This window comes from Microcystis sp. BLCC-F209 (genome assembly GCF_041928595.1).
Classification (GTDB): Bacteria; Cyanobacteriota; Cyanobacteriia; order Cyanobacteriales; family Microcystaceae; genus Microcystis.
On record NZ_JBHFLL010000192.1, the window covers coordinates 1 to 12,389 of the forward strand.

General features: G+C 41.2%; 14 protein-coding genes. 8 read left to right on the forward strand and 6 right to left on the reverse strand.

Annotation, left to right across the window (positions count from 1 at the left end; all coding sequences use genetic code 11):
- The 3 genes from ACE1AQ_RS12360 to ACE1AQ_RS12370 form a co-directional block, all read left to right on the forward strand.
- On the forward strand, positions 1-310 hold a 310-nt coding region (locus ACE1AQ_RS12360), incomplete at its 5' end, for a DUF4129 domain-containing protein (protein ID WP_374808508.1).
- A 234-nt stretch (positions 311-544) separates the two neighbouring features.
- Positions 545-1,183, forward strand: a complete 639-nt coding sequence (locus ACE1AQ_RS12365) for a hypothetical protein (protein ID WP_110543926.1) — start codon at positions 545-547, stop codon at positions 1,181-1,183.
- Between the two features lie 72 nt (positions 1,184-1,255).
- The gene (locus ACE1AQ_RS12370) at positions 1,256-3,928 is read left to right on the forward strand and encodes a formylglycine-generating enzyme family protein (protein ID WP_110543929.1); all 2,673 of its coding nucleotides are present in this window, start codon (positions 1,256-1,258) and stop codon (positions 3,926-3,928) included.
- Positions 3,929-4,009: 81 nt separating this feature from the next.
- On the opposite strand, the gene ACE1AQ_RS12375 is transcribed toward ACE1AQ_RS12370, so the two are convergent.
- Positions 4,010-4,219 (reverse strand): hypothetical protein, encoded by a 210-nt coding sequence (locus tag ACE1AQ_RS12375; RefSeq protein ID WP_172456623.1) that lies wholly within the window; start codon positions 4,217-4,219, stop codon positions 4,010-4,012.
- Positions 4,220-4,469: 250 nt separating this feature from the next.
- Here ACE1AQ_RS12375 and ACE1AQ_RS12380 point away from each other — a divergent pair, with 250 nt between their 5' ends.
- The gene (locus ACE1AQ_RS12380; protein ID WP_002736419.1) at positions 4,470-4,934 is read left to right on the forward strand and encodes an SRPBCC family protein; all 465 of its coding nucleotides are present in this window, start codon (positions 4,470-4,472) and stop codon (positions 4,932-4,934) included.
- Positions 4,935-5,007: 73 nt separating this feature from the next.
- Here the strand turns inward: ACE1AQ_RS12380 and ACE1AQ_RS12385 are convergent, their stop codons facing one another.
- On the reverse strand, positions 5,008-5,211 hold the full coding sequence (locus ACE1AQ_RS12385; protein ID WP_002778572.1) for a hypothetical protein: 204 nt from the start codon (positions 5,209-5,211) through the stop codon (positions 5,008-5,010).
- A gap of 70 nt (positions 5,212-5,281) precedes the next feature.
- On the opposite strand from ACE1AQ_RS12385, the gene ACE1AQ_RS12390 reads away from it, so the two are divergent.
- The 3 genes from ACE1AQ_RS12390 (at position 5,282) to ACE1AQ_RS12400 (ending at position 7,563) form a co-directional block, all read left to right on the forward strand.
- The gene (locus tag ACE1AQ_RS12390) at positions 5,282-5,797 is read left to right on the forward strand and encodes a DUF1499 domain-containing protein (protein WP_110543931.1); all 516 of its coding nucleotides are present in this window, start codon (positions 5,282-5,284) and stop codon (positions 5,795-5,797) included.
- Between the two features lie 44 nt (positions 5,798-5,841).
- Positions 5,842-6,339, forward strand: a complete 498-nt coding sequence (locus ACE1AQ_RS12395) for a DUF427 domain-containing protein (RefSeq protein WP_004163102.1) — start codon at positions 5,842-5,844, stop codon at positions 6,337-6,339.
- A gap of 342 nt (positions 6,340-6,681) precedes the next feature.
- Positions 6,682-7,563, forward strand: coding sequence for a 4-hydroxybenzoate solanesyltransferase (locus ACE1AQ_RS12400; RefSeq protein ID WP_110543933.1), 882 nt, complete (start codon positions 6,682-6,684; stop codon positions 7,561-7,563).
- Positions 7,564-7,597: 34 nt separating this feature from the next.
- Here the strand turns inward: ACE1AQ_RS12400 and ACE1AQ_RS12405 are convergent, their stop codons facing one another.
- Positions 7,598-8,164, reverse strand: coding sequence for a hypothetical protein (locus tag ACE1AQ_RS12405; protein WP_110543935.1), 567 nt, complete (start codon positions 8,162-8,164; stop codon positions 7,598-7,600).
- A gap of 246 nt (positions 8,165-8,410) precedes the next feature.
- Between ACE1AQ_RS12405 and ACE1AQ_RS12410 the strand changes: the two genes are divergently transcribed.
- Positions 8,411-8,650, forward strand: coding sequence for a DUF6737 family protein (locus ACE1AQ_RS12410; RefSeq protein WP_039899993.1), 240 nt, complete (start codon positions 8,411-8,413; stop codon positions 8,648-8,650).
- Here the strand turns inward: ACE1AQ_RS12410 and ACE1AQ_RS12415 are convergent.
- The 3 genes from ACE1AQ_RS12415 to ACE1AQ_RS12425 all read right to left on the reverse strand — a co-directional run.
- Entirely contained in the window at positions 8,615-10,915 is a 2,301-nt protein-coding gene (locus tag ACE1AQ_RS12415; protein ID WP_110543937.1) for an ATP-dependent helicase, read from the reverse strand. The genes ACE1AQ_RS12410 and ACE1AQ_RS12415 overlap by 36 nt on opposite strands.
- A gap of 208 nt (positions 10,916-11,123) precedes the next feature.
- Positions 11,124-12,098, reverse strand: coding sequence for a tRNA lysidine(34) synthetase TilS (gene tilS / locus ACE1AQ_RS12420; protein ID WP_110543940.1), 975 nt, complete (start codon positions 12,096-12,098; stop codon positions 11,124-11,126).
- A gap of 75 nt (positions 12,099-12,173) precedes the next feature.
- Positions 12,174-12,389 (reverse strand): hypothetical protein (locus tag ACE1AQ_RS12425; protein ID WP_374808514.1); only part of this gene is annotated, 216 nt, incomplete at its 5' end.

The window sequence follows — 12,389 nt, forward strand, 5'->3', positions numbered from 1 at the left end:
CGCTAGTTGGTTAGGATGGGGACAGTTCCATCGTTGGCGTAGGAGTCGCAAGTTGGCAAAACTACCACCAATCGAGCGTTTATACCAGCAAATGTTAGGAATCTTAACAGAAGCCGGTTATGGCAAACATCCCGCTCAAACCCCTTTAGAATACGCCACCGCCGCCCGCCGCGTCCAACCGCCGCCAGTGGCGAATATTATCGAGGAGATTGCTTGCGCCTACGTTGATTGGCGTTATGGCGGAAAATCGGCTAATATTGAGAGATTACGCCAACGTTTTCGAGAATTTGTCAAGTTGGTGAAAAAGTGAGCTTGAGCCTATAGTTAGGGTTTGCGGCAAAAAGTTTTTCAGCAAATCCTAAATAATTAGTCTTTAATAACTGGATTTAGTATTACTTGGCGATCCTTTGATAAATGGCGATCGCATTGCGCTAATCCGATGGCTTCGACTAAAATAAATATGCTAGGATTGGGGTAATTTATCTGGATCAAGTTATTCCCTAGCCTAAATAAATACTCATTCCTCCACTGACAAGATATCATCATGGATCTACCAGCCTTTGATCATAACCTTCATCAGTCCGATACTACCCACACTTTACATACTCATGCGGATTCGTCGCTGGATTTGCACGACCATCAAGATTTGTTAAGCGACCCTAATTTGGGAGTTCACCACGATCCCTTTGTCCCATCTAATATCAGCATTTATGAGCCTCATCATATCCATAATGCTTTTGAGCATCAGGGTTTAGCAGATTATCAACCCCATCACGCTAATGGTTTATTAGACCATCAATATTCTCAAGTTGATCATCCTTCTCATTTTGATCAAGGTTTTGAGAACCAGCACTTAGCAGATTATCACCCTCATCATGCTAACAGTTTCCCAGACCATCAATATTCCCACGCAGATCATACTTCCCATTGGGATCATCTTTCACAGCGATCTGGTTCTGAGACGGCTTCTGAGTTATTAAGTAAAGCCAATGAACTAGAGAAAAAAGCTAACGATAGTTTAAGTCGTTCTCAGAGTCACAGTAAAGAAGCCGATTGGCATCGTGAGCATAAAAACCAGTCAGATGCCTCTAGTCATGGGAAAGAAGCCCAAAATGCGATGGCTGAATCTGAGAAATATCAGGCGGAAGCTCAAAAGTTAAGGGAACAGGCGAAAAAAGTTTAAGTTTCAGCCTTGAAAAATCTCGTATTTGCTCAAAAGTAATTATCATTAACTTATTGTGGAGAATTTTAAAATATGCCCTTAGATAAGATAGCTGCTGATGCCTTAATTTATGCCGGTGGTGCAGCTTTTAGTGCGCTGGTATCGAGTGGAAATAATGCTTGGTCAGCATCAGAAAATCGTAAATCTTCTGAAAGTATCAGTCGGCTAAATCGGGATTCTTCCGAAGAAATTGCTCGATTAAGTAGAAAGCATTCCGCAGAATTGCAATATAATCAATTAAAATTTTCCGTATTGCAACAAAGAGAAAATCAAGAATTTCAAAGAGAATTAGCTGAACTTAACCACGAAAGAGCGAAGGAAATTGAGGCTTTTCGGGCGCAGGTTAACTTTGCGATTAATCAAAAAAATCTGGATTTTCAAAAATGGCGTTTTGAGCAGGAAAAGAAGATTCAGTATGATATTTTGCAGTTACAGCAAGATTTTCAGCGTGATTTGACCCAAATTCAGCATCAAAATGCTTTAATACAAATGCGGGAAAGGCTTAGGGAAGATAAATCGCCTATCGCCAATTTAGCATCTGATTTATTAGAAAATTCTTTCGCTCATGGCATAATGCCTTTAAAAGTGCTACTTGCACCCCCTAGCTTAGATTACGATCCCAGTTCAGGCAAACCCTATCAAGCTAGTTATGAAGGGTTTTTGTCTAAGGAAATTGAGCAATTTCTTCATCAGGGTTATTTGAATAGTAAGCAATATCCTGTCCAGTTATTAGATAAAGCTTGGGAATCCAATAAGCGGGGCGGTGGGTCGGCTTTGCAAGCGCTTCATGCACAATTAAAAAGTATTCCTATTTTAGTTTTAGAGTCTGAAATTCCCTTGGGGGAACTCAATTTTCGTGCGGGTTATTGGTCGGGGGGCGATGTTTCTTACACGCAGGCGACGATTTTATCGGGTCAGTCTGTTGCTGATTTACTGAATAATTCAGCGAAAAAAAGTGCTTTGGAGTGGGAAATCACTCGCCAGAAGTTACAATCTCTGGGTAAGGATGAAGCCTATATTAAAAATATGGGCGGAGTGAACGAGGAGAATTTACAAATTTTCTACAGAGAATTGGCAGAAAAAGAAGAGTTAGAAAAGCATGGCATTGATACTTCTAACTTGCCGATTGGCAAAGAGTATAAAATCACCGACCAAGATTACAAGAGTTTTTATGAGTATTTGGCAGTATGGCACTGTTTAGTCATTGGACTTTATGCGGATATTCTCTTTCTGGGAAATTCCTGGGAAAATACACCTTTGTTACCGAGCTTGATTCCCTATTTGTTGGAAAAGTACAAGAATCATTCTTTTTTAACGTCGGAGTTTTGGCAGATGGGAATTTCAACCGTTGTCAAAGCTTACGGGCAATTTTACGATACTTTAAAATCGGATGCTCCCTCTTGTTTGCCTGAAATCCGCATGAAGTTGGCGTTATCTTTGGCTAATTTACCAAGTCAGTATCAGTATTTGGCTTTAGAGCAGGGTAATAAGGCGTTTTCCGATTGGTTACGGGCTAATGATGCCCCATCGGACAAGATTTTTGATCTGGATAATGACGCTGATTGTCAGCTTTTGAAACGGATCATTTATCAAGAAGATAAGCCGTTTTTAGAGTCTTTGAAGTTGCTACTAGAGAAGGTTAAAGATGCGGACGGGATTAATGCTAGTCAAAGCGCGGGGATTAATAGTCTTTTGGCAGGTTGGCAATTATTGAATCGTTTTGGTAATATTCCCCACTTACTGGCGCTGGGGGAGCCGATGATTGTGGAGGAAAAGTTAAAGACCAGTAAGCCGAATCCTGCGGATAATTTTACGGAAATGTTGCCCGGTGATTTGGCATTAGAAATGATTGCCATTCCTGCGGGTGAGTTTATGATGGGTTCGGATGGTTATGATGATTTAAAACATGATTATTATCTACATTGTCTTCCCGATCATGATGCGGCAAGTCCTATTCATAAGGTTAAAGTACCAGCTTTTCACATGGGCAAATATCCTATTACTCAAGCTCAGTATAAGGCAGTAATGGGTAATAATCCGTCTTTTGATAACAATACACAAGGACACATGAGGCAACAATATTATGATACTCGCAAAAATCACCCAGTTGAACGAGTAACTTGGAATATGGCTCAAGAGTTTTGTCAAAAATTATCAGAAATAACGGGTAAAAAATATCAATTACCCACAGAATCTCAATGGGAATATGCTTGTCGAGCAGGTACGACTACTAGATATTTTTTTGGAGAAAAGTGTCGATATTTAGGGAAATATGGACATATGAATGTTTTTCAACATTTTTATTTTATTGATAAAAAAAATGATCTTTTTTCTGAAAGTTTTGTCGTAATGGGCAGTGATAAAACTGAATATGGATATCTATTGTATACATATAATCACCAGAATATACGTGATGCTTATTATTTTTTGACGACGACAACCAATGTAGGGGGATATAAAACAAATCCTTGGGGTTTACATGATTTACTAGGAAATGTATGGGAATGGTGTCAAGATGACTGGGTAGATGGTTATCATGGGCATCCTTCTGATGGTTCAGCAATGAATACCGAAAGTAATGTAAAAGTTGTCAGAGGAGGGTGTTTTGAGAGTTCACAGAATGACTGTTGCTCTTTTTCTCGTAGTTCAAGAGACATTAACATAGCCGATAAAACTTTAGGTTTTCGTGTTGTTTGTGTTCCATAGAATTTATCACGGCTTCCATGCTTGTGAGTTAATCCGCAAGCGCTGGATCGAAGCTCGACGGGCCGAGATTGCCACTAACGCTCAGGAAGTGTTTAAGGCTTGCTGAAAAAGTACGGGCGAAGCATTCGGATAGAAAATCTCCGGTTTCACCGATAGGTTACTGCCCGAATGCTTCGCCCCTACAGGACGCGGGCCGATGAAGACGCGATGACTAAACGCTTTGTTCTCGATACCAATGTTATTATCAGTTAATATCGAGAGATTACGCCAACGTTTTCGAGAATTTGTCAAGCTAGTGAAAAAGTGAGCTTGAGAGCAGTTATCTTAATGGTGAGGTAGGAAGTTTTCGTTTTGGGGAGTCGATCGCCGGTCGTCCATAGCAAATTAGGTTACACTTCATCTTGATGAGAAAGGCTATAAACAAGACTATGTTAAGAAATGTAACCAAGGCCGAAACCCTTACTGTTGCCTTGTCTGCACAGTTAACTTTATTTTTGTCCGACTACCGATAATTCTCAGCCAGCAATTTATAAGCAGATCAATGTCATCTTGTCAAGTATTTGAACAATCAATTCAGATTAAAGCTAGTGCCACGACGGTGGAGCGTTGTATCACGGATTTAGAGTTAATGCGTCGTTGGTTGAATCCGGTGTTAGTTTGTGAACCTATCGGCGATTGGAAGACCGATATCGGTGGGAGAAGTCGTTTTTTGATTCAAATCCCCCTAATTCAGCCAACGCTAAAAAGTACGGTGATTGAGAGGGAACCAGGGTTAATTGTCTGGCAATTTGAAGGCTTTTTTCGCGGATGCGATCGCTGGGAATGTCAACCCAATGATGACGGCACTTGTTTAATCAATCGTTTTGAGTTTGCGATTCCTAATCCGGTTGTGGGGTGGGGATTCCAGCAATTCGCCGCCAAATGGACTAAAAAGGATATGGAAGCGCAATTAAGACGCTTAAAACGAGTAGCCGAGGAAATTTATCTACTTTCAGCAACAAGTTAAGCTGATGGGGTGGTAAGCGGGGGGTTTTGGGGATGGGAGAATACCCTCACCCCCAACAGCTAACCCCTGATCCCTAATCGATCGAGATCGACTGGGGACTGTTGCCGTTATCCTGATTATTGTCGTTAAAACTGACTAATCCCTGCTCTTCTAACCATTTTTTGAGGGGATCGTCCGAAAGTTTCAAGCGCAGTAATCCAGAGGCAAAACCACCGAAAAAAGCGATCGGTTGTTGAATCAGTTCTTTAACAACGGGTTGTAATTCATCGAGAAACATCTTATTCTATCTCCTGATATTGTCACACCTATCAATGTTAAGTTAATTGAAGTGATTCTGTAAGACTAGCATGACTGAAACTCCCAACACGGTGAAAAAATCTTTCCGGCTAACCCCGTTTATTTTCCTAGGAATACTGCTCATCTGGCTAGGAATTAGGTTAATTGCTCCCGATAGCGTTAGTTTATTCGCCGGTACTCGTCCCGATTATTTGGGAGTCAGGGAGGGTAAACTGGCCCCTTGTCCAGTCACTCCTAATTGTGTTAGTAGTCAGAGTCAGGATCAGGCTCATGCGATCGAACCCCTTAGTTATCAGGGTAGCGGTGAAAAAGCGATCGAGCAATTAGCTAAAATTATCGCCTCCCAACCGAGAACTAAAATTATTAGCCAAGATAATAACTATCTCTACGCCGAATTTAGCAGTCAATGGATGGGATTTGTCGATGATGTGGAATTTTCTCTTAATCCTACCAAAAATGCGATCGATGTTCGCTCGGCCTCCCGGTTAGGAGAATCGGATTTAAATGTCAATCGAGAACGAGTGGAAACCCTGAGAAAACTCTTTTCAGTGATCAGTAATCAGTAATCAGTAAACAGTGAACTGACTCGGAGAATAATATAAGAAAAATTATGTTTCGTCCCCAACCGATACCAGCAAAAGCAGGACAGGAATCCGTCTGGGATTATCCGCGTCCCCCGCGCCTAGAATTATCACCTAAACACCTAAAAATTATCTTTAATGGTGTGATAATTGCCGATACTAAAAGCAGTTATCGAGTTCTAGAAACCAGTCATCCTCCAGTTTATTATCTACCGCCCCAAGATATTAAAATGGAATACCTGCAAGCCACAGCAGAAAAGTCTTTTTGTGAGTGGAAAGGTCTAGCTGGATATTACAATATCACCGTTGGGGATCAACAGGCAATTAACGCCGCTTGGTATTATCCGGACCCGACACCAGAGTTTCAGGCAATTAAGAATTATCTGGCTTTTTATCCTGCCAAAATGACCGCTTGTTATGCCGACGGTGAATTAGTACAACCGCAACCGGGCAACTTTTACGGGGGATGGATAACCTCCGATGTGGTTGGTCCATTTAAAGGCGTTCCCAATAGTTGGGGCTGGTAATCACGTTAAGTCCTTTGGGCATTATGCTACTTGTCAGAAGGGGCAAAAGTCAAAAGTCAAAAGGCAGGAGGCAGCTTTTTTCTTCCCACTTCCCACTTCATAATTCATAAGTAGGGAGGCACAATTATTTGTAGGATGGGTTAGCGGTAGCGTAACCCATGCAGGCGTTGGGTTTCATGCTTCAACCCAACCTACGTTCATCTTATATTTAATTCCACCCACCCACTTAATTCATAATTCTTACTCCCCCACTTCCCCATCCCCCCACTTCCCACTTCATAATTCATAATTTATAATTCATAATTCCCCTTAACTCCTAGTTTCTACTTTTTACGAGAAATTATGACTATATCCCAACCCGATCTAGAACCCACTTGGATGACGATTATTCGCCTCTTGCGCTGGGATAAACCCGCCGGTAGGTTAATTTTGATGATTCCCGCTTTATGGGCGGTATTTTTGGCGGCAGAGGGGGGGCCACCGCTACCCTTGATCGGGGTGATCATTTTGGGAACTTTGGCTACTAGCGCCGCCGGCTGTGTGGTTAACGATCTTTGGGATCGGGATATTGATCCACAGGTTGATCGCACTCGTAACCGTCCTTTAGCGGCCAGAGCTTTATCGATCAAGGTTGGTTTGATTATCGCTCTAATTGCTTTCTTTTGTGCCGCAATTTTAGCTTTATATCTCAATTTCCTGAGTTTTTGCCTATGTGTGGCCGCCGTTCCCTTGATTATCTGCTATCCCCTCGCCAAGCGTTTTTTTCCTGTACCCCAATTGGTTCTTTCTCTCGCTTGGGGTTTTGCGGTTTTAATCTGTTGGAGTGCCGTCACTGGGTCGTTAAATAGTAATACATTTATATTATGGGGAGCGGTGATTTTTTGGACATTGGCATTTGATACAATTTATGCTCTGTCCGATCGAGAGGATGATCTCAAGGTTGGTATTAACTCTAGTGCCATATTTTTCGGCAAATACGCCACGGAAGCCGTGGGGGTCTTTTTTGCCCTAACAGTAGGTTTATTGGCTTGGGAGGGGCAAAAAATGCAGTTATCAGCCTCTTTTTGGCTAGGGTTGGGTCTAGCGGCGATCGCTTGGTTGCGTCAATACCGGCTGTTACGTCAATCGGATTTACCCAAACCAGTTTATGGTCAAATGTTCGGTCAAAATGTTTGGGTCGGTTTTATTTTATTAGCGGCTATGATTGCGGGGAGTTTGTATTAAAACTCCCCCAAAAATGTCCGTAGAGTCAGTTTGTCTATTCTGACTCTAATAATCCCATTACCCTAGCTGATGGGTGTTCACCAGTCATCAAAGCTACCCGTCTTTGAAAATTTTTCTCCACAGCAATGCAGGTATTTAAGGGATCTAAAATACCCTTTCTGATTTCCCTTTCCCAAGAATAATTTCTTTCTCGGTGTTTAAATCTTGATAATTGCTGGGTGAAAACAGTAACCACTTGATAAATGATTTTTAAATCGTAAAGAGAGTCAATTTGAGAAATTTTAACCGCTAAAGCCCGAAATTGACGGGATATTTCTTGAGCTTGCTCTTGACTACAGCCATGGTCACGATGATAATAATTAACTACTTCTGCCATGTACTGAGCGTGTTTAGCGGCATTTTGAATGCTATGTTGAGCATTTTCCACGGGAGCAAGAAATCGATCTAATAATAGCTGTTGGGCGTAGGCATCGCGAAGGGACGAATTAGAGATTATTTGTAATTCGGCCATTCTTTCTTCATGTTTACGGCGATTTTCGGCATAAATCTCCGTCAGAATAGTATCTAACAGCTTGGGAATCGGATAAAAGACATCAATCATAGGAAAATTTAGCTTAGTTTGTCTAGAGATAAGAAAATCTATTGATAAGTAGGTAGGCACAATTATTTGTAGGATGGGTTAGCGGTAGCGTAACCCATGCGGGCGTTGGGTTTCATGCTTCAACCCAACCTACGTTCATTTTATATTTAATTCCACCCACCTACTTAGAATTTCCCAAAATTATAGCAGTGATCTGAATAGTCAGGTACGATAAAATCAAGTTAGTAAATTACCGCCCCTTAACTAATGTCTAACTCGAAATCCGATAACGTTTGGGACAACAAACCCCGTTGGTGTCAACCTTGGTCGATTTTATTGACAGGAATTGCCCTGATTGCCGGCTGTTGGTTTTTAACCCAGCGTCTCTGGTTAACTCTACTCCTATCTATTCCCATACTCCTGTGGTGGTTTGTCTTCCTAATTCTTTATCCGCGGACGCTGCAGCAACAGTTAAACACAGAAAGAATCGGGGAAAGCATTGATTAAAACAGGAAAGACAGGACAGGGATTTTTATCCTGTAATTGACTACTTTCGTCTCCGCGAAAAGTGTTCCAACGGAAGGGAGCTTTTTTTTCACTCGACATCCATAAAAGTCTTTTTGCTCGTGTCATCGCTACATACAAAAGTCGGTATTCTTCAGCTTTTTTAAGTTGTCCAGCTTCTAACCAAGCACTTAAAGGTGGGGGAATAATTGGTATGCTGTCGGGGTTTAAATAGCGTTGATGAACCGCTGCTCGAATTTGCGCCCGGGCTACTTCTGCGAGGGTAAAATCTCCCAAAAATTTCGCCCCATTGGGAACCCAAGGTTTGCCAGGAATAATATCTTCGTGAAGAAAGGGAATAAAAACATAATCCCAGTCTAAACCCTTGGCTTTGTGCATAGTAATAATCGTCAGTTGTCCGGGACGAGTATAACAATCGTCGTTATCTTCTTCCACCCCTTCAAAGCGCTCAGAGGCGATAATTTCATTAAGAGTATTAATTGTGTTTTTCAGAGAACTATTACCAGCAGTTTCCTGATAAATACGGGCGGTTAATTTTTGCAAAGTTGCTAATTCTGACCCTGAATATTGGAGAGTCATAGCGAAAAAAGATAGGAGTTGATAATGGGGTAATTCTAATCTAGCTTTTAGTAAACTGCAGCAATAACGACGGGCGATTTTTTCGTTAGATTTGAGTTCGGGATCGAGGGGAGTGGGATAGAGAAATTGTTCGGGATAGGTAACTAAAGGATTTAAGTCTTGGGCAGTAATTAAACCCCTCAATTGTAGCACTTCTAAAGCCGCTTTCAGATAATCGGGAGAGTGGGGACGTTCGACAAAAGCTAATAGTTTCAGCATTTCGGCGGGAATTTGGGAAAAGCGATCAATCTCGTTAGCTTCAAAAATTCTGATTTGATAACTTTTGTAAAAATGGGCAAATTTTTGAGCAAAAAAGTGTCCCTGTCGATTTTCTCTAACGAGGATAGCCCCATTATGTTGAGGGTTTTCTTGGAGTAATTTAACTAGACGTTTTTCAATTAATTCCACTGTTTGATAAATATCATCAGGTTGATAAATTTCTAATCCTTTTCCCTCCTTGACTGGATTAGGTTGGGGATCTTCAGCGCTGACGGGAAGAATCGCTTGAACCCGAAAAGGAGCCTCGGTAACTTTATGATTATCTTTTCCCTGTTTCCAATCTCGATCGACCCATTGTAACACTAAATTAGCAGCTTCAATAATTTTAGTATTGCTGCGACCTGCTTGGTTCATAGTCGATAAATTGCCTTCGCTTTGACAACTTTCACAAAACCAATTAAAGTAAACAGGATCGGCGGGGGTAAAGGTAGAATTAATGGCTTGATTGGGATCGCCGACGCGAATTAAATTAGGTATTTCCCCGTCATTATTTTTTGCTAAAATAGTAATTAATTTTTCTTGGAGAGGACTAGAATCCTGTGCCTCATCTTCAAAGACTCCAAAGACAGATTTTTGCCATTGTCGGCGAATTTTTTCTTCCTCTAATACTCGCAAGGCTCCTAAAATCATGTCATCATAATCTATATAGTTTTTCTGACGCATCAGGATTTCATACTGTTGGTACAAACCACTAGCAATAGCGAGAATTTGATAATTATCGTCGGTATAGTGGCTTAATTCCCAGACTTGCTGCGGTGATAATCCCGAACTTTTTAGCTCATGAATGGCCGTATAGGCAAGACTAGGTAAAATTTCGGTTCTCAGCACCGATTGACGGCGTAATCTTTCTGTTTCCTCCCCATCAAATTCCACTCCTTCTAATAACTTTTGATAACGAATTGGGTCAGCAATTAGCCATTTTTCCACCGAGTTTCTAATAATTCTGTGGCTAGGAGTCGGAATAACTAAGGTAGAAGATTCGAGGTCTAATCCCGATAATTCCGGGTAACGACGGGCTAATTGTAGGGCCAGTCCGTGCAGAGTTTGGACGCTAAAACCTTGGGCTGAAAGTTGTAAATCTTGCAAGCGTTGTTTAATTTTAGCTTTAATACTAGCGGCAGCCGAGCGGGTGTACGTGACAATAATTAACTGTTTTTTAGCATGAAGTTGCTCACGAGCAATAACCATAGCGGCAGCTACGGCTAAACTGTGGGATTTTCCCGCCCCCGGCACCGCAGAAATGGCCATTTTTCCCCCTTGCCAATCGGCTAATTCCTGTTGTCCGGCTCGCAGTTGTTGCCGGAGATTTACCAGTAAATTTTCTCGATTAATTACTTTAGTTTCGCTCATTATGCCCCGCCAATTTTATTTTTAGTTTAATTGTATTACTATTTTAGTTTATCCTTAAACTAATTGCTGTAAAAGTTAGCTAGAGATAACTAGAATGGGGAGATGGGGCTTTTCAGTGAACAGTAATCAGTAATCAGTGAAAAGAAAGTAGCGAATTTTTCCCCTAACACTGTCCACTTAAAACTGTAATCTGATAACTGATAACTGATCACTGATAACTGATATATAGCCAATTTTGTTGTACTTCTACCCGGATTTTGCCAGTTAAGGAAGAAGTGGCATCGCGATTAACACCAGTAATGAGATTAACCACTGACTCAACTTCGGCAAAATTAGGCGATGAGGGTAAATATTGAGCCAAAAATAAACGAATCACTCGTCTTTGTATCGCTAGAGGTAGAATTTGTAAAGGGGAGCGATCGAGTCTTTGTTGATCTAGATCGATAACCTGACGAAAAATATCCCGGGCAATACTATCTAAATAATCGCTTTCTGCTTCCAAAATTTCAGCAGTTTGGGCGAGATGTTTTTCAATTTGGGGATTTAAATTAGTTTGCAGGTAGGGTAATAATTCCCGACGGATGCGATTGCGAGCATAGCGTAAATTCTCATTAGCTTGATCGTACCAGATCGGTAATTCTCGACTTTGACAAAAAGCGAAAGTTTCCTCGCGAGTGACATTTAAGAGGGGACGGACTAAAAAAATATCCGGGGTTAAACTTGTCCACCAAGTTAAGGCAGAAAGTCCATCACTACCGGCTCCGCGCGTGAGATTATAAAGAAAAGTTTCCGCTCGATCGCTCCTCGTGTGTGCCGTGAGAAGATAATTAAAACCCTGTTCTTGGGCGATTGTTTGTAAAGCTTGATAACGCCATTGTCGGGCCTTGGCTTCCGTTTCCGCCATGGGGGGTGCGGTGGCAATATAAACGGGTAATTGCCAAATTTCGGCGATTTTCTGCACATGAGCCACTAATCCTCGGTCGCAAGACCAACGGTGATCACAGTGAGCGATCGCCAAGTGCCAACCCCAACGAGAGCGCAAATCCAGCAATAATTGACCCAAACAGAGGGAATCCTGACCTGCCGATAATGCCACTAACAGAGACGCATTTTTAGGTAGTAATTGTCCCTTTTTCACCGTGGTTTCCAGACGAGTATGGAGAGGTGTCCAAAAATTAGCCAAAATTTTAGATTTATTTACTTGACAAATGACAGATAACTAGAACGGGAGAAGGAATTATGAATTATGAATTATGAATTATGAATTATGAATTATGAATTGGGAAGAATAAATAAAAGCAATCTTCTGATAACTGATAACTGATAACTGATAACTGGTAACTGATAACTGATAACTGATAACTGATAACTGATAACTGATAACTGATAACTGATAACTGATAACTGATAACTGATAACTGATAACTGATAACTGATAACTGATAACTGATAACTGATAACTGATAACTGATAA